Origin of the sequence: Mycobacterium sp. (assembly GCF_035499775.1) — a bacterium.
Taxonomy (GTDB): Bacteria; Actinomycetota; Actinomycetes; order Mycobacteriales; family Mycobacteriaceae; genus Mycobacterium.
The window spans coordinates 27783-44893 of record NZ_DATJYB010000324.1 but is presented as its reverse complement, the minus strand read 5'-3'; the positions used below and the strand labels follow the sequence as shown (position 1 = coordinate 44893).

Annotated in this window: 16 protein-coding genes and 1 pseudogene; 7 read left to right on the top strand and 10 right to left on the bottom strand. The window is 66.4% G+C overall.

Going from position 1 to position 17111, the window contains the following annotated elements; all coding sequences use genetic code 11:
• The first annotated feature begins 138 nt into the window (after nucleotides 1–138).
• From VML93_RS20575 to VML93_RS20555, 5 genes are read left to right on the top strand one after another with little or no spacing between them, the layout of a single operon-like run.
• Nucleotides 139–498 carry a Rieske (2Fe-2S) protein gene (locus VML93_RS20575; protein WP_325613513.1) on the top strand — a complete coding sequence of 120 codons (360 nt, stop codon included), beginning with the start codon at nucleotides 139–141 and terminating at the stop codon, nucleotides 496–498.
• Entirely contained in the window at nucleotides 495–1544 is a 1050-nt protein-coding gene (locus tag VML93_RS20570) for an amidohydrolase family protein (protein ID WP_325613511.1), read from the top strand. Before VML93_RS20575 ends, VML93_RS20570 begins: the two co-directional genes overlap by 4 nt.
• Nucleotides 1541–2710: an amidohydrolase family protein gene (locus VML93_RS20565; protein ID WP_325613510.1), complete on the top strand. Its 1170-nt coding sequence runs from the start codon at nucleotides 1541–1543 to the stop codon at nucleotides 2708–2710. Before VML93_RS20570 ends, VML93_RS20565 begins: the two co-directional genes overlap by 4 nt.
• On the top strand, nucleotides 2694–3140 hold the full coding sequence (locus VML93_RS20560) for a hypothetical protein (RefSeq protein ID WP_325613508.1): 447 nt from the start codon (nucleotides 2694–2696) through the stop codon (nucleotides 3138–3140). The genes VML93_RS20565 and VML93_RS20560 overlap by 17 nt, the downstream gene beginning before the upstream one ends.
• A complete protein-coding gene (locus VML93_RS20555) occupies nucleotides 3137–4096 on the top strand; it encodes an alpha/beta hydrolase (RefSeq protein ID WP_325613507.1) in 960 nt (319 codons plus the stop codon). Before VML93_RS20560 ends, VML93_RS20555 begins: the two co-directional genes overlap by 4 nt.
• Before the next feature lie 36 nt (nucleotides 4097–4132).
• On the opposite strand, the pseudogene VML93_RS20550 reads toward VML93_RS20555, so the two are convergent.
• A pseudogene (locus VML93_RS20550) lies at nucleotides 4133–4278 on the bottom strand (hypothetical protein); the annotation flags it as partial.
• A gap of 157 nt (nucleotides 4279–4435) precedes the next feature.
• Between VML93_RS20550 and VML93_RS20545 the strand changes: the two are divergent.
• Both VML93_RS20545 and VML93_RS20540 read left to right on the top strand, forming a co-directional pair.
• Nucleotides 4436–5584, top strand: coding sequence for an acyl-CoA dehydrogenase family protein (locus VML93_RS20545; RefSeq protein ID WP_325613505.1), 1149 nt, complete (start codon nucleotides 4436–4438; stop codon nucleotides 5582–5584).
• Nucleotides 5581–6816, top strand: a complete 1236-nt coding sequence (locus VML93_RS20540; RefSeq protein WP_325613503.1) for an acyl-CoA dehydrogenase family protein — start codon at nucleotides 5581–5583, stop codon at nucleotides 6814–6816. The genes VML93_RS20545 and VML93_RS20540 overlap by 4 nt, the downstream gene beginning before the upstream one ends.
• Nucleotides 6817–6877: 61 nt before the next feature.
• Here the strand turns inward: VML93_RS20540 and VML93_RS20535 are convergent, their stop codons facing one another.
• The 9 genes from VML93_RS20535 to VML93_RS20495 all read right to left on the bottom strand — a co-directional run bounded on the left by VML93_RS20535 (nucleotide 6878) and on the right by VML93_RS20495 (nucleotide 17107).
• Nucleotides 6878–8842: a SpoIIE family protein phosphatase gene (locus VML93_RS20535; RefSeq protein WP_325613502.1), complete on the bottom strand. Its 1965-nt coding sequence runs from the start codon at nucleotides 8840–8842 to the stop codon at nucleotides 6878–6880.
• 165 nt (nucleotides 8843–9007) lie between these two features.
• The gene (locus VML93_RS20530) at nucleotides 9008–9400 is read right to left on the bottom strand and encodes an anti-sigma factor antagonist (protein ID WP_414686406.1); all 393 of its coding nucleotides are present in this window, start codon (nucleotides 9398–9400) and stop codon (nucleotides 9008–9010) included.
• Nucleotides 9401–9512: 112 nt separating this feature from the next.
• The gene (locus VML93_RS20525) at nucleotides 9513–10706 is read right to left on the bottom strand and encodes an amidohydrolase family protein (protein ID WP_325613498.1); all 1194 of its coding nucleotides are present in this window, start codon (nucleotides 10704–10706) and stop codon (nucleotides 9513–9515) included.
• A gap of 78 nt (nucleotides 10707–10784) precedes the next feature.
• Nucleotides 10785–11828, bottom strand: coding sequence for a hotdog fold thioesterase (locus VML93_RS20520; protein WP_325613496.1), 1044 nt, complete (start codon nucleotides 11826–11828; stop codon nucleotides 10785–10787).
• 148 nt (nucleotides 11829–11976) lie between these two features.
• Complete coding sequence (locus VML93_RS20515; protein WP_325613494.1) at nucleotides 11977–12549, bottom strand: Uma2 family endonuclease; 573 nt, start codon at nucleotides 12547–12549, stop codon at nucleotides 11977–11979.
• 283 nt (nucleotides 12550–12832) lie between these two features.
• Complete coding sequence (locus VML93_RS20510) at nucleotides 12833–13351, bottom strand: hypothetical protein (protein ID WP_325613493.1); 519 nt, start codon at nucleotides 13349–13351, stop codon at nucleotides 12833–12835.
• A gap of 179 nt (nucleotides 13352–13530) precedes the next feature.
• Entirely contained in the window at nucleotides 13531–15030 is a 1500-nt protein-coding gene (locus VML93_RS20505; protein WP_325613492.1) for a class I adenylate-forming enzyme family protein, read from the bottom strand.
• A complete protein-coding gene (locus tag VML93_RS20500; RefSeq protein WP_325613490.1) occupies nucleotides 15027–15962 on the bottom strand; it encodes an acyl-CoA dehydrogenase family protein in 936 nt (311 codons plus the stop codon). Before VML93_RS20500 ends, VML93_RS20505 begins: the two co-directional genes overlap by 4 nt.
• Complete coding sequence (locus VML93_RS20495) at nucleotides 15959–17107, bottom strand: acyl-CoA dehydrogenase family protein (RefSeq protein WP_325613489.1); 1149 nt, start codon at nucleotides 17105–17107, stop codon at nucleotides 15959–15961. Before VML93_RS20495 ends, VML93_RS20500 begins: the two co-directional genes overlap by 4 nt.
• Between the last annotated feature and the right edge of the window lie 4 nt (nucleotides 17108–17111).

Here is a 17111-nt window from a genome sequence, read left to right as displayed (position 1 = left end):
GAGCAACCGAGAAAGCCCGTGCACGCGGGCCGGAAGACGGAATATCGCTATCATAATATAAATAGCAACCAAGCCCAACGACTTGTGGTGGTTACCGTAACGGGCACTGTATCTAATCGTGAAGGCGGTGATGCTCCGGTGCTGCAACGGCGATTCGTGTGCACCCTCGACGAGCTGCCGCCCGGCCGGATGAAACTGGTCGATGTGGGGAAGTTCGGTGTCGGCGTGTACAACGTGCGCGGTTCGCTGCATGCGATCGTGAATTACTGCTCGCACGAGGGCGCCCCGCTGTGTCAGGGCCTGATCGGCGGCACCAACGAATCCGCCCCGGAGGAGCCAGACCGGCTCAGGCGGGTGCGTGACGGGCAGATCGTTCGATGCCCTTGGCATAACTGGGAATTCGACGTGACGACGGGCTGTAATGTTGCCGATCCGCGGCGCCGCGTCCGCACCTATCAGGTCGATGTCACCGACGGGGAGGTGTATTTATCCGCATGACCGGCCCGATCATCGACACCAATGTGCAACCGCACTTCCGCTACAACGCCGAGATCCGGCGCTATCTCCCCGCCGCCCACCAGCTGCGGTCGATCCCCGACGTCGAGCAGCAGTGGTACCAGGCACCCGGCGGCGACTACCGGGAAGACCTCTACGGCGAGCACTATCCGGGGTCGGATCCGCAGACCGTGAGCCGACATCTGTTCGACGACGGCGGCGTGAGCTACGCGATCCTGAATCCGCTGACCCGCGGCAACATCGCCGACTACCTGCTCAACAGCAGAATCTGTGCGGCGGTGAACGACTGGCTGCTCGACCGGTGGCTGGAGCCCGACAGCACCAACCGGTTTCGCGGCACCATCCGGGTCAACCCCGAAGACCCCAAGGGCGCGGTCGGCGAGATCGAGCGCCTCGCCGATCACCCGAAGCTGGTGCAGGTCGGCGTTCCAATGCAGTCGCGCGAGCCGTACGGCAAGCCGATGTTCGAACCGATCTGGGAGGCCGCCGCCGCGCACGGGCTGCCGGTCGCGGTGCACATCAACGGCGGCAACGGCGTCGACCATGCGCCCACGTTCGCCGGGCACGCGCACACCTACCCGGGATATGCGGCGTTCATGCCGCTCAACTACTTCGTCCACCTGGCAACACTGATCGTCGAGGGCGTCTTCGGCCGGCACCCCGGCCTCAGGTTCGTCTTCGCCGACGGCGGCTATGACATCCTCACCCCGCTGATGTGGCGGCTGGACACGTTCTGGCTGTCGATGCGGGACCAGACGCCCTGGGTCGACCGCTATCCCAGCGAATACCTGCCCGACCATGTCCGGTTCTGTTCCTCGGCTCTTGACGGACCGGTGGACGCCGGCGACATGCAGCGCTGGATGGAGTTCACCGGCAAGTCCGACCTGCTGATGTACGGGTCGGGCTACCCGCACTGGTCCACCACGTCGCCGCAGACAATGGTCGCGGGCCTTGACGACTTGCAACGGGACAAGGTGTTGTGGCGAAACGCCGGCGAGCTCTACGGGCTGAAGGAGAGTGTGTTATGACCACGATCGAGCGGTCGGAGTCAGCGACCGCACAACAAGACATAGCGGTCGCCATCGTGGACACCGATGTGCACCCGCTGCCCGTCTCGGCCGAGGTGCTCAAGTCCTACGCGCCCGCCGAATGGGTGGACAAGATCTGGCCGACCGGCAATGCGGTCGCCCCGGTGCCGCATTTCTACGACACGCCGGACTCGTACAAGACGATGTCGCTGCGTCTGGACGCCGCGCCGCCCGGCGGCGGGGTGGCGGGCAGCGACCCCGATTTCGCCGCCAAGCAGTTGCTTGTCGATGCCGGTGTCAGCATCGCGTCGCTGGAGCCGATGTGTGACGCGCAGCTGCCGCAGGCCGAGCACGTGCTGAAGTCGACCTACAACGACTGGCTCGCCGACGTATGGCTCGACAAGCACAACGCGCACGGGCGCTGGCGCGGGTCCGTCAGCGTCAGCGCGCAGACACCCGAGCAGGCCGCCCGGGAAATCGAACGGTGGGCCGGACATCCCTATATGGCCCAGGTGCTGATGACGCCGCAGACACGCGGAATCCCGTTCGGCAAGCCACATTTCGACCCGCTCTATGAGGCCGCAGCACGCAACGGTCTGCCTATCGCCACCCATCTGATGGGCCAGACGCCGTTCGAGTTGATCCCGTTGTACCCGGTCGGCAACCCGGCGCACTGGCACGACTTCTTTGCGTCCTGGCCGCTGCTGTACGTGTCTCATCTGATGAGCCTGGTCTTCGACGGCGCATTCGACCGGCATCCCGACCTGCGGGTGGTATTCATCGAGGGCGGCTTCACGTGGGCGATGCCGGTGATGTCGCGGATGGACCGGATCTGGGAAGCCCGTCGCGGCGACTTGCCGCAGGTGCGCCGCCGCCCGTCGGAGTATGTGCGCGAACACGTCCGGTTCACCACCCAGCCGCTCGAGGACGCCGATACCGTGCGGTTCCGCGAATGCCTGGAGATGATGGACCTCGGCGACAATCTGATGTTCTCGACCGACTATCCGCACTGGAGCTACGACTCGCCCACGTACGCGATCAACCGGTTCCCGCCCGACCAGCGCGAGCGGATCATGCGCGGCAATGCGACCGCGCTCTACGGGCTTCCGTCGACCGTCAAGGCCCTGCCCGGAGAACGGCCGGCCGTCGGTGACGCCCTCGATTAACTCCCTGATCAGCGAATACGACGAAAGATGGTCGGCGCTGGATATCGCCGGCGTCGCCGACCTCTGGGAGCGGGAGACACCGCAGCCGATCTACCTCGGCGACGAGTATGCGACACCGCTGATCGGCGTCGACGAACTCGACCGCCACTGGGCCCGGGTGGCCGGCCGCCTCAAGCGGGCGACGGTGTCGTCGCGGCTCTGGTCGGCCGATGCGCTCACCGACGGCTTGGCCCGCTGCGTCCTGTTGAGCAGATGGAGCTTCACCGGACGCGAATCCGAGACCGCGCACACCGGGACCAGTTGGATATCCTGGCTGCTGGTGGCCCGCGGTCTGGGCGGAAACGAGGAGTACCGCATCTTCCACCACATAGAGTCACAGGTCTACCTTGAAGATGGCTTTTCTGCTGACCTGGGAGATAAGAGGGCATGACGCAAACGAATCTCACACGGCCGCAAGGCATTAGCCGTCTCGACCCGGCGCTGCGAGATGCTGCCGCCGGGTCGGGCGTGGTCGAGTTCCTGGCCGAAACCCTGCCCGCCGAGCGCGAGGCCGCCAACCGGGCGGCCGCCGAGCGCGCCGCAGCGGTGGACACCGCCGGCGTCGACGTCGAATCGCGCGCGGTTCTCGGGCCAGACGGGGGGCAGCTGAACCTGCGAATCTATCGGGGCCCCACCGAGTCAGCGGCACCGCTGGTGGTTTATGCGCACGGCGGAGGGTTCGTGACCGGGAACCTGGACACCGACCACGCCGACTGCGTCGAGTTGGCCCGTCAGGCCGGCTGTCTGGTGGTCTCGGTCGACTACCGGCTCGCGCCGGAAGATCCGTGTCCCGCGGCCCTGGACGACGTCGAAACGGCTCTGCGGTACGTCGTCGAGCACAGCGCGGAACTGGACGCGGACGCCGGCCACGTCGCGGTAATGGGTCGCGACGCGGGTGCCGCGCTGGTCGCGTGTCTGGCTCAGCGCATGTTCGACAGCGAAGGTCCCACGATCCTGATGCAGATCCTGCACCAGCCGATGCTCGACTCCGACGCGACGCCGTCGCGGCGGGAATTCCAGCGCACCCCGGGCCTTAACGGCCCGGCGGTGAGCCGGGCGTGGGGCCATTACCTCGGCCACGCCACGGCAAGCGGTCACCACGTGCCCGCGCATCGGGCGAACCTGGAGGGGCTGCCGCCCACCCTCGTCAGCTGTTCGGAGATCGACCCGTGCCGCGACGAAGCTATCGACTATGCGAATCGGTTGCTGCATGCCTACGTCCACACCGAGTTACACGTTGTCGCAGCCACATTCAACGGCTTCGACTCGGCCGTACCGGATTGGGTTGTCTCCCAAGAGAACCGGGCTTTGCACGCGCAGAGTCTGCGCCGCGCGTTCGCTATGTAACGGTCCGCTTGGCCATGGCGCGGATAACCAAAGTGCTTAAACCGGGCTGAACTTGGTGATCATCCAAATGCCGTTCACCCGGGCCACGCTCATCAGCACGCTGCTGGCCTGCATCGCCGGATCGGGGGTTTCCTTGCTTGCGGTGTCTGGTCGACAAAAACCAGAACGACCGCTGAATCGGGCTTTACAGCTCGCGCGCCGCGCACGTCATTATCGACTGGACTCCGGTATCTCTTACGGTATTGGTCATTGCTACCATCAAATCGCCAACGAACTCCGACCAGGACCGATCAGGCGGATGATCCTCCACCCAAACTTTGCCCCCCGCGTACCTGCATCATGACCGCAGTCGACTCTCCTGAAAAGATACTCTTCACCTCCACCACCCAAGCATTTCTGCAAAAAGAGGCGCCGCTTCGCTACGTCCGGGAGCTGCATGCCGCGGGCACCTCGTTCGACCCGGCATGGTGGCGGCGGGCCGCCGAGCTCGGGTGGACGGGTCTGCTCGTTCCCGAGGAGCTCGGTGGCGGCAGCGTCTCGGGCAGCGGTGTCACCGACTTGGCCATGGTCGCCGAACAGCTCGGCAGGACCGTGGCGCCCGGGCCGCTATACCCGGTAAGCACTGTGCTTACCGGACTGGTCGACTGCGCCGATCGGCTGGCCCACGCTGCCACCATCGAAGCGCTGATGTCCGGTGAAATGGTGGGATCGTGGGCGGTTTGTGAACCGGGGCGGGGCTGGGCGCCGCAGCAGCCGTCGGTGACGGCCACCCCGACCGACTCCGGCTACCGTATTCAGGGCACCAAAGACCGCGTCGAGGCAGCCGCCCAGAGTGGCGTGCTGCTGGTGGTGGCGCGCTGTGGTGAGGACGTGCGACAGTTCCTCGTCCCGACCGACGCGCCGGGCGTGCGGATCACGCCTCAGCAGTCGATCGACCTGGTCAAGCATTACGCGCGAGTGGACTTCGACGGTGTGCTGGTGGAGCCGTCCGCGACCGTCGGCGGTGCCGCCGAGACGGCCGCGCTGATCGACCGTCAGAGCCAGATCGCCCAGGTGCTGCAGTGCGCCGAGGTGGTCGGCATCCTGCAAACGGTTTTCGACCTGACCGTCCAATGGGCGCTGGACCGCTATACCTTCGGCCGCCCGCTGGCGTCGTATCAGGCGCTCAAACACGGGTTCGCCGACATGAAGATGTGGCTGGAGGCGTGCCGGGCGACCACGGCAGCAGCGGTTGCCGACGTGGCCGCCCGCTCGTTCGACGCTCGATTGTCGGCCAGCATCGCCAAGTCGTACGTCGGAGAGATGGCGGGGCAGATCGTCCAGGGCTGTGTGCAGATGCACGGTGGCATCGGCGTCACCTGGGAGCACAACCTGCATCTGTACCTGAGGCGAGTTACGTTGTACCGCGCCATGTTCGGCACGCCGGAGGAGCACAACCGCCGGGTGTACGCCTGGCATGCCGCAGCGAAAGCGCAAGTGGTGGAATGACATCCACCGAATCCGTAGCCGAGTTCGCGGCCCGGGCGCGAGCCTGGCTGGCCGACAACATGCCGCGCGTCGACCCGAAGTCCCCGCCGGCCGCCCCCCGCGACGACGAGCGCAGCTGGCAGCGAGCCAGGGAATTGCAAAAGTGGCTCTACGAAGGCGGATTCGCCGGTATCTGCTTTCCCCGCGAGTACGGCGGTCTCGGGCTGGACTACGCGTATCAGCGGGCCTTCGACGAGGAATCGCTGTGCTATGAGATGCCGCTGATCCTGAACACGCCGACGTTCACGATCTGCTGCGCGACGCTGCTTGACACCGGCAGTGAGGAGCAGAAGAAGCAGCACATCGCGGCCGCGCTGCGTGGCGACGAGATACTGGTGCAGCTGCTGTCCGAACCCTCCGGCGGATCAGATCTGGCCGGCGTCATCACCCGCGCCGAACGGCAGGGCGACGGATGGGTGATCAACGGCGCCAAGACGTGGAGCACCAGCGCGTTCGCCGCCGACTATGGGCTGTGCCTGGCCCGCACCAACTGGGATGTGCCCAAACACGACGGCCTGACCATGTTCCTGGTGCCCATCGGGCATCCGGGGATCACATTGCGGCGCATCAGGCAGGTCAACGGGTCGAGCGAGTTCTGCGAGGAGTTCCTCGACGGCGTCGACGTCGGCGAGGACGCCGTGGTCGGTGTGGTGAACCAGGGATGGGCGGTGGCGTCCCGGCAGCTGTATCACGAACGCCGCGCGGTCGGCCAGGGCTCTGAGTTCGCCAGCGGCAGCGGCAGCGAAGGCGGCCACACGACGCCGGTCGACTACGCCGACCTCGCGCACCAGACCGGGCAGGCCGACAGCGATCGGGTGCAGGAGCGGGCCGGCCGGGCGTTGGTGCACCGGGCGGTCGAAGAGCAGCTGATCGGGCACGTCTATCACAGTGTCCGGGACGGCCTGCTGCCGCCGGCCGGCGGAACGCTGATCAGGCTCTTCCACGCCGAGACCGTGAGCCTGGACATGGACACCGCGCTGTCGATCGCGGGAGCGGCCGGCGTCGTCGGGGAAGTGGGTGAGGGCCTGCAGGCCGGGTTCCGATACCTGTCCCGGCAGTCGGTCGCCATCGGTGGCGGCACCACGGAGATGGCCCGTAACGTCATCGGGGAGCGGGTGCTGAACTTCCCGCGGGAATACGTCGCCGACCGTGGGGTGCCGTTCAATCAGGTGCGGCACGGTCAGGCCCGCTGAGCCGGCTACTCCTGATGGTGGCGACCCGCTGCGCCCGGCTACGCCGCGCTGGCGATCGCCACTACTCCTCGGCGAAAACGCCCTCGGTTTCACCGCTGACGACCGGTATCTGTACCAGCGTCAAGACGTGGTGGGCGGTGCTGCCGGGCGGCGCAACCAGGACACAGTCGCCGCCCTGCCGGCGCGCCCGGTCGCGGGCGGCGGCCAGCGCGCTGACGCCCGCCGAACCGAGGTACGTGACTGCGCTCAGGTCGATGGTCAAAGGCGCTATGCCGGAGCGGCTTTCGACGGCTATCTGGCGGTCCAGGGTAGACGCGGTGGTCGAATCGACATCGCCGCTGACGACGATGTGCCCGGCATCCCCGACCAGGGAAACGAATTCCCTGTTGATGGCGCGTTGGTAGGTTGCCCGGCTGACCACGGGGTCGGTGATGAAGTTCGCCGGCCGCGACAGACGGTGCGTCACGGTGGCGGTAGTGCCGTCGTCACCGTGCGTGACGTGGGCGTGCGACACCAGGGCTTCGGCCATCGCGAGTCCGCGCCCGCGACCCTGTTCACCCGCGCGGTGATCCTTCCAGTGGCCGCGGTCGATCACCGATGCGCGCAGGTTGCCGTCACCCCCCAGCGTGGCCTCGACCACGACGCCGTCGGAAACCTCTGTGGCGTAACCGTGTTCGACCGCGTTCTCGACGAACTCGGAGATAGCGTGCACAACATCGGAGATGTCGGAGTAATCGGCACCGATATCGGTCAGCCATTCCCGGAGCCGGGCGCGAACCGCGCGCGCGGTATGGATCGTGGCATCGAGCGTCATGTGCAGCGGCGCGATCGGCGTACGTCGTTGCGCCGCAAGCATGGTGACGTCGTCGCTGTAGCCGGTCGACCGGAGCAGCAATTCGAGTGTCTCCGAGCAGAGACGGTCGATGGGCCGCATCGGGGCATCCATGACGAAGCCCTTGCCGCCACTGACGATGTTCGCGGCCAATTCGGCGAATTCCGCGGTGCTCGCCTGCAGTGGCCGGCCCGGGCGTTCGATCAGGCCGTCGGTGTACAGCAGGATCGACTCACCTATGTCGATCACTTCGGCGCGCATCGGGAAGCCGGCGCCGCTGCCGAGCGGGCCGGCGCCGGACGGTTCCACATACCGTGAGTTTCCGTCGGCGGACACCAGCAACGGCGGCGGGTGCCCGGCCGTGCAGTACTGGAATGCACCGGTGGCGAAATCGAGTGAGCCGATACACAAGGTGGCCGACTTCGATCCCGGCACTTGTTCATGGAAGCGGTCGACGGCCTCGAGGGCCTCCACGATGGTGTGGCCGGCTGCGATCTGCATCCGGATGGCAGTGCGTAATTGCGACATCACCGCGGCGGCTTCGACGCCGTGACCGACGACGTCGCCGACGATGAGCACCAGCCGATCCCCGAGGGGCATCGCATCGAACCAGTCCCCACCTGCGGCGGTGTCCTCCGCGGCGACCAGGTACTCGGCGGCTATGTCGGCACCGGGGACGACGGGCACCGAGGGCGCCAGCAGTGCCTGCTGCATAACGATGGCGGAATCGCGGACGCTGCGGTACTGCTCGGACAGCTCCTCCATCCGCGCCTCGGCGGCAAGCCGTTCCTCTACCCGCTTCGTCACGTCGTCGAAGACGAGCTGCACACCCTCGATCGATCCGTCTTCGCTGCGCCTCGGGGTGACCAGAAAGTCGAAGAAGCGCTCCTCATAGCCCGTGCCGTAGAAATCGACCTGCAGCCGCCACTCGGCCCCGGATTGCGGCTCACCGGTTTGGTACACCCGGTCGAACATGTCGAAAATCTGCTGGCTCTCCAGCTCCGGGTAGACGTCTTTGGCGGGCAGCCCCACCGGGCTGAACTTCGGGCTCAGCGCGCGGTAAAGCGCGTTGGCCGCGACGAAACGGTGGTCTGGCCCTTCCAGCCCGACCACCATCGCGGGGATGCTTTCGAATACGCGCCGCACGTCCTCGGCCGCGCCGACCGCCCTGTCCCAGTCCTTCTCGCCCGCCATTTGTCCCTCCTACGAAGCCGCCAACAGGCCTTGCAGCAGGCGTATGTTCCGACGCAGCAGCTATTTGCCACACGCCTTATCCAGATTATCAATGGGGATCCGGTGCTCGTCGCACCAATTTTCGCGCCGTGACGGCGTGTCTTTTGCCAGTGCCGCGTCCCGACTTCAGGCCACCGCCGCCGACAGGGCGGAGTCGGTGGTCGGATAGACGGGCAGCACGTCGTCGAGCGCACATGCCGCGACGATCCGGGCGACGCCCGGATTGCAGCTGACCAGCCGCAGCGCGATGCCACGGCGCCGGCATCGCTCGGCTTCGTCGGCCAGCACCGCAAACGCGCAACAGCCCATGAAATCAACGCCATTCACGTCGACGACGAACGGACCCGGTGGGCTCGCGACCGCCGCCGCTTCGCTGACCAGCTGGTGCCAGGTGTGCTCGTTGGCGGCGTCGATCTCGCCGCCCGCCCGCACGATCACCACCGGTCCGCTTCGCTGCGTGACTGCCCGCAGTGTGCTGTGCGGATCGCCGAGTTCGGCAATTAAGCGTGTGCTCAACATCACTTGAGCGGTACCTGGTTGGGAGTTCTCTCCCGGAACCAGGTTCATGGTGCTCTTGTATAGCAAGTGCGGCGGGGTCCGTCCATAGGCCCGGCCTCGAAGTCCTACCGGATCAGGCTGAGACCGGCTTCGAGACCTTCATCAGCTTCATCAGGTTGCCGCCCATGATCTTCGCCTGGTCCTCTTCGTCGAAGTCGGAAAGCTCGTCGACGAACGTGATGGGGTCCTTCAGGCCTTCGGGGTGCGGCCAGTCGGACCCGAACATCACCCGGTCGGTGCCCACCATGTTGACGATCTCGGCGAACCGATCCTCCCAGAACGGGGTGATGTAGACGCACCGCTTGAACGCCTCGATCGGGTCCTCGCTGAACGACTGCGGCATCTTCTTGTAGACGCCCTTGAGGCCCTTGAACAGATCCGGCACCCAGTCGGCGCCGTTTTCGATCGACAGGATCCGCAACTCGGGGTTGCGGGACAGCGCGCCATGGCACACCAGCGCACCCATCGCGTCCAGGATCGGCCGATGCCCCATTGCAAAGCTCCGGAATGCGGTCGGCTTGAACGGCAGGAATTCGTCCCCGGGCTCCCACACGTTCGCGAACTCGGAGTAGCCGCTGTCGGACGCGTGCATCGAGACCGGAATCTCGGCGCTGATGCAGGCCTGCCAGAACGGGTCGAACTCCTCGAGGCCGAATGACCGGCTGCCGCGGTAGCCAGGCACCGGGGCCGGCCGGACCAGCACGGTGCGCGCACCGCGCTCCAGGCACCATTCGAGTTCCTCCAGCGCGCGGTCGACGATGGGCAGCGTGATCACCGGGGTGGCGAAGATGCGTTCCTCGTAGTTGAACGTCCACTGCTCGTGCATCCACTGGTTGAGCGCGTGGATGACGTCATGGGTCATCTCCGGGTCGTCTTTCATCCGCTCTTCGACCAGGCTGGCCAGCGTGGGGAACATCAGGGCGTAGTCGATACCGAGCTCGTCCATGACCTCGAGGCGCGCGCCCGGTTCACGGAAGGCGGGAATCGCCTTCATCGGCTCGCCGAGGATTTCGCGGTAGGTCTTGCCCTGCGCGCCGTTACGGAAGTAGTCCTCCTGGGCGCCGGGGCGGGCTACCACCTCGAACGTCGGGTTGGGGATGTACTCGCTGATGTGGCCGCGCACCACGATCTTGGTGCGGCCGCGGACCTGGACGTAGTCGATGACGTTCTTGCGCTTGTCGGGCAGGAACTTGGTGAGCGCTTCCTGGGGTTCGTACATGTGGTTGTCGGCGTCGAACACGGGGAAGGAAAGCTCGCGAGACGGCATGGCGATCTCCTCGGAAAGTCTGGATTCTCAGATTGCGGTAATGACGTTACCACTTCTGCGCAATAACGTGTACGGGGGCTACTGAAGCCCGATCGTCGGCGTCGGCCCGTTGATGATGGCGAAGTTCACGGTTGCCGTAGCTGCCAGTGCGTCCCCATTGACCCCGTCGTCGGCACTGCTGTCGCCGTATATGTCCACCTGCATGACCATCGTGCGCCGGCCGGCCCGCAGCATCCGGGGCACCGCGCGTGCCGACCCCTGCCGGATCGGCCGCAGGTATCGGATGAACAGGTCGGCGGTGGTCATGGTGGTGTCCGGCTGCAGATGGTCCAGACCGAACTGGCCGCCCGCCACGTCGACGAGGGTGGCGATCAAGCCACCCTGAAGGGCGCCGGAGGTGTTGGTCACCTTCGGGCTGACGGGCATCGTCATGGCGAACTCGCCCTCGTGGATGCCCGGGCGCATGCCGATTTGCGCGAACAGCTCGGCCAGCGACGGCGCCGGCACTTCGTCTTCGATATCCCGGATGCCGAGGGCGCGGCTGCAGAAGTCGTAGAGCTGGCCGGCGTCTATCGGTGCGCCGTTCAATTCCGTTCCCAGCCAATGCAATCGCTGCGCGCCCACGATCGTCTGCATGACGATCGCCGCCGCCGCACCGACATCGAGTCCCGGGTTGAACACACCCTCGGTGATGCCCTGTCCGACGATGTCGCGGATGAGCTGATGCATGGGGGAGAGCACGCGGGCGTACTCGCGGGGACGGGTCTCGGCCAGGTGCTGGTTGTAGAGGCCCAGCGCCCGGTTGAGGCTGTCCTGGGTGCTTGACTCCGGCTGCTGGCTGACGCGGTCGATCACCAGCTTGAGCGCCGACGTGCTGTCCAGGCCGGTGGTCTCGTCGCGCCAGATCTGCACCGATTGCGCGATGGTCCTGTCGAACAGCGCTAGCAGCAGTTCGTCTTTGCTGCTGAAGTGCTGGTAGAAGGCGCGCAGCGAGGTCTTGGAGCGGGCGACGACCTCTTGCACGGTGAAGTCGGTTCGCCCGGTTTCGCCGAGTATCGCGACGGCCGTCTTGATGAAGCGGTCGCCGCGGGTTACTTCAGCTTCATCGCCGGGCCCGATCATGAATGTTCTCCCGTCCGCTCATTGCCTTACGAGAATGAGGTTACCGCGCCGCGGCCCGTTCGCGTTGACTCTGCGTCTGTGGCGTGAAAGTGCGAGCAGGCCGCGCGCCAGCGCGGAGTCAACGCCCGGCGAGGTGCTTTGCGTCGCCTCAGCGACCAATCAACGCCTGCAGCGTGAATTCCATTGCGGCCGGGTCGTTCACCCGGATGTGCTCTCCGTCGAAAGCCGCGGCCCGTCGATAGATTTCGCCGTCGAGATGGTAAGCGAGAAAGCGGTCATCGATCGTCGCGTCCGGATCGATGATCCAGTAATTCGCGATGCCCGCCTTCGCGTACTCGTGCAACTTCATGACATGGTCGGTTCCGCGCGAACCCGGCGATACGATTTCGACGACCAGTACGACATCCGCTGCCGGGACGCGGGCAAGACGTCGCTCGAACATGCGATCCGGAATCACCACGATGTCGGGGTCGCGGACGCTCGGCGGGAACGATGCGTTCGTTATCACCTCGATTTCGGGAACCGCTTCGAGCCCGTCGGGTAGGTGATCTTCGAGCAGGCGGGTAAGCCTTCTGGAGATGCGCTGGTGCCATAGCTGCGGACGCGGCGACATGATCAGTGTTCCCTCGCTGAGTTCCCACCGTCGCGTCGGGTCGAGTTCGAGCGCATCCCACTGCTCCAGGCTCAGCAAACCGCGCGGCAGGTGCGCCAGGTCGGACACCGCACGCTCCTTTCGCCATGGAACTCGAATAAACGCAGAGTACGCGCAACGGCGATCAATCGAAGTCTGGCGGACCCCACCGACACTCGATTGCGCATGACCGCTGCGTGGTGTGACCTGCGGCCAACAGGTCTTCCCCTGATGGCCGTTGCGCAGAAAGCTGCGGCAGTTGACGCGATGAAGATTGCGGAGTCGTGGCCAAACATTATCCCTGCGTGCTAAGGCGGCGAGCCTAGCGACCAGATTGAGCGCGCGAAAAGGATTCGGCAGATTCCGTCCTGGGTTACGCCGTCAGCGCAGAATCAACGCCCGGTCCGAAACTGCTTGTCCACCGGAGCGTCTGGAGGCGCCGCTCGGCCCTGACCGACACGTACCATGCCGCCGCCGCAAGGCACGGGATCAGCACGGTGGTCGCCCAATCTTCAAGGTCGAGTCTTTGCCAATCACCTCCTACTGCCCGCACGGCCAACGCCAAGATGTCCAAGCACGACAGGACCAGCCACCAGACTCTCCAGAACCCGACGCATTGGAGTCGGCGCGTGGCGACCCGAATCGCCACATCGCGGACAGACCAATCAGCCGGCACTGGCCCGCGGAAGGCGGCGGCGACAGCCGCCGAGCGCCGCTGGGGATCGAGCCCACGCAGGGCGTAGTTGTAGAACTCGCTGGAGTTACTGGTGAACGCTGCCACGATCAGGCCACCAAGCCCGTAACCGATGGCGAGGCCCACGATCGTGGGCAACACGTGGTGATCGTCGATGCGCGGGGCGTCTGCCAGCGGGTAACCGCCAAGCCGGCTCACGAGCAACCTGACGCTGTCGATTATGGCGTGAATGCCCGCCACAATCGCTACACGCGTCCAAAAGGACTTGATCAAGAACCGAGTCCACATAGTCTTCCTTTCCGGGATGGGCTGCCGAAAGCGTCGCGGCACCCACTCGCCGGATCCTCAAGAAATCCTTGGGGCGAGAGGACTTGAGGCTATCCGCCGCGGGCCGCGATCATCGCCGAGCGGTTCACCTTGGTAGCCGCGGTCCGGGGAATCGCGTCGACGAACTCGACGGTCTTGGGGGCCTTGTACGGGGCCAGCCGGCTCTTGGCGTACTCGATCACCTGCTGCTCGCTGAGCAGCGCGTCGGCGGCGGGCTGCACCACGGCGTGCACCCGGCGGCCCCACTGCTCGTCGGCGATTCCGATGACCACCACGTCGGCGATGCCGGGGTGCCCTGCCAGTGCCGACTCAACCTCTGCCGGAAAGACATTCGCGCCACCGGTGATGATCATGTCGGCCCGGCGGTCGATGATGTAGAGAAAGCCGTCCTCGTCCAAGTGGCCGATGTCGCCGGCGGACCGGAACCCGTCCTCGGTCGACGGCAGCGGCGGCGCCCCACCCAGATAGCGGTAACCGGCGCTCATCGGCGCGCGCAGGTAGACGTCGCCGTCGTCGCCGGGGCCCACCGGGTTCTTCTCGGCGTCCAGAATCCGGATCTCGGTGTCCCGGAAGCCGCGGCCGACGCTGCCCGGGTGAGTCAGCCACTCGTCGCCGCGCAACGCGGTCAGCCCGAGATTCTCGGTCATGCCGTAGGCCGTGACGATCTGCTCGGGGCTGAGCAACTCAAACCAGGTGTGCAGCAACGAGGGTGGCATCACCGCGGCGCCCTGCAGGATGAACACCACGCTGGACAGGTCGCGCTCGCGGATGCCGGGCAGGGCCGCGATGCGCGCCAGCATCGTTGGCGTGGCGGTGAAGTTGGTGATGCGGTACTTCTCGATGGTGTCCACAAACCGTGCGGCGTCGAACTTTTCGAGGATCACCAGATGGTCGCCGCTCAGCAGCATGAGGAAGGTGGCGAAGCCGTTGGTGTGGTACATCGGCGCGGGCACCAGGATGGTCTGCGGCTTGGCCACCGGCGTCCAGTTCGCCAAGAACGGCTCTCCATGCTGTTCCGTCCACAGCGACGGCGCCAGGTTCAGGATCACCTTGGGCACGCCGGTGGACCCGCTGCTGCAGATTCCGTTGGCGGTGGGGGAAATGGCTTCGGGCAGTGGGCTTTCGGACTCGTTCGCAGCGCAGTCGGCCAGCGTCCACCGGTGCTGTTCGTCGACGACGACCGCGGGTTCGATGACCGCCAGCACCCGGTTGCGTTCCCATTCGGGCAGATCCCAGTGCATCGGAATCGGGACCGCGCCGATCTTCCACGAGCCCAGCGTCGCCAGCACCAGGTGTGCTGAGTTCGGAATCGGCAGGGCAACAAGGGAACCCGTCCCGGCGCCGTTGGCGGCCAGCGCCCGGCCCCACTGGTTGGCGCGGGCGTCGAGTTCCCCGAAGGTCAGCGATTGCGTGCTGCCGTCGAGCGCGACGATGGTCACCGCCGTCGCGTCGCGCAGCTGCTGGGCCAGCTCCTGCAGTTTGGTCCCGAACGGGATGCCGTCCTCCAGCGGTTTGGGGGCCACCCCGGCGGCGACGGGTTCGGTACTCACGCTGGCACCGGCCCGCTGAACAGCGTCTCCAGGTAGCCGTCGCGGACGTCGGGGATCAGGCGCAGGCTGAGTGCTTCGGCGCTCAGCGGCAACCGGATCAGCGGCTGGGTGTGCCGGTCGAGCACGCTGACGTCGGACTCGTCGCAGAAGCCCAGGGCGCCGAGCAGCTGGTGCGAGGTGCGCAGTACCTGGCGCGCCGTCTCGGCGGCCTTGAGCCGAAGTACCAGGGCATCGGCGGAACGAATTTGCACCGCTGTGGATTCCGGTCGGCAGAGGGTGTATTTGGCCAGTTCATGCAGTCCGCGTACCGCGACGGAGGCATCGGCGACCGCGAAGCGGACGGCCTGGAAATCCGCCAGCGGCTTGCCGAACTGGATGCGGGCGCCGACGTGTTCGGTGACGATCCGAAGCGCCTGCTGCAATGCGCCCAGAATGCGCCACGACCCCAGCACGAGATGAAGGTTAACGTCCGCGGCCGGCACGGCCCCGTCGGGTGCGCTCAAAGTGGCCGGCACCAGGAACGGTCCCAGCTTGGCGCTGGTTCGGGATCCCGGCTGCGGGCGATACCGGTTGCCGTCCAGGTCCGCGGCGATCCAGTCACCGGGCAGGTCGCCGTGATCGATGCGCGCTGCCGCGGGGTTAACGAGGGTCAGGCGGGCGCCGTCGATCGCCAGCAACTCCTCGACGAGCGGATAAGGCAGCACCGTGGCGCCCGCGGCCTGGCACAGCACCGCTGCGGCCAGCAGGTCGTCGGACCCGGATCGGACGTCGAGCTCGAAGGCGCCCAGCTCGCTCAGCGCGGCGCGTGCCGAGTCCCGAACGCCGTCATCGGTCTCGGCGCGACGTGCGGCCTGCGGGCCGCCCAACCGGTCCAGTCGTTTGGCGGCGACGGCGGCGAAGTCGGCAATGTCTTGTGGCAGTTCGGTTTTCACCGGTGTTCTCCCAATACGTCGCGGGCCACCATCATGCGCTGGACTTCGATGGTGCCCGACGCCACGGTGGCCGCCTGCGCGTAGCGCCAGTGGTCGTCGATCGCCCCGTGCAGCGCCGCGGCGGCGCCGCTGTCCAGCGCCGACGGGCCCAGCACGTCGAAAAGCAGCTCGGCGACCTGCTGATCACAGATGGTGGTGGCGATACGGGCGGCGCTGGCCGCCGCGCCCGCCGACTGGTCGTCCTGCAGCGACACCGCCCGATAGGCCATCAGCCGGGCCACCCGCAGGTCGACGAGCGCCCGAACCCAGCGGGCGCGAATCGATTCCGGCAGTAGGTCCCAGTCCTCGCCGAGCAGGGCCTGCGTCCGGTCCAGCAGCGACTCGCACCGCGCGTAACGCGCGATACCGACACGTTCGAATGCCAGCGCCTCGCGCATCACCCGCCAGCCGTCGCCGGGCTCACCCAGCACATCGCCGGGGGATGCCGGCAGGTCGTCCAGGAACATCTCGTTGAGGTGGTGCGGTCCCAGCATCGACGGGATGCCCCGGACGGTGAAGCCGGGCCGGTCCATCGGAATCAGAAACAGGCTGAGCCGCTTGGATTTCGGAGCGTCCGGATGGGTGCACGCGGCCAGCACGCACCACGACGCCATCCGGGCATACGACGTCCACACCTTCTGGCCGCTGATGCGCCAACCATCACCGTCCGGGACCGCGCGGGTACGCAACGAAGCCAGGTCGGTTCCAGCCTCCGGTTCGGAGAATCCCTGGCACCAAATCACTTCGCCGGACGCGATGCCCGACAGATGCTTGGCCTTCTGCTCGGCGGTCCCGTAACGCATGATCGCCGGGCCCACCCAGTTGATGCCCATGTACTGCGGACCGCGGGGCTCGTAGTTGGCCCACATCTCCTCGCGCAGCACGGTCTGCTGCCAGATCGAACCGCCGCCGCCGCCATGCTCTTTGGGCCACGCCAGGGCCAGCAACCCCTCGGCCGCGAGCAGCTTGCAGAAGGATTCGGTGGTGGCCAGATCGTCCGGGTCGTCGGTGCAGGCGCCCAGGAAGTCGGCGGGAATGTTGTTGGAAATGAGTTCCCGCAGGTGCTTTCGCAGGCCCGCGGCGTCGTCGCCGAGCTCGTAATCCATCGTC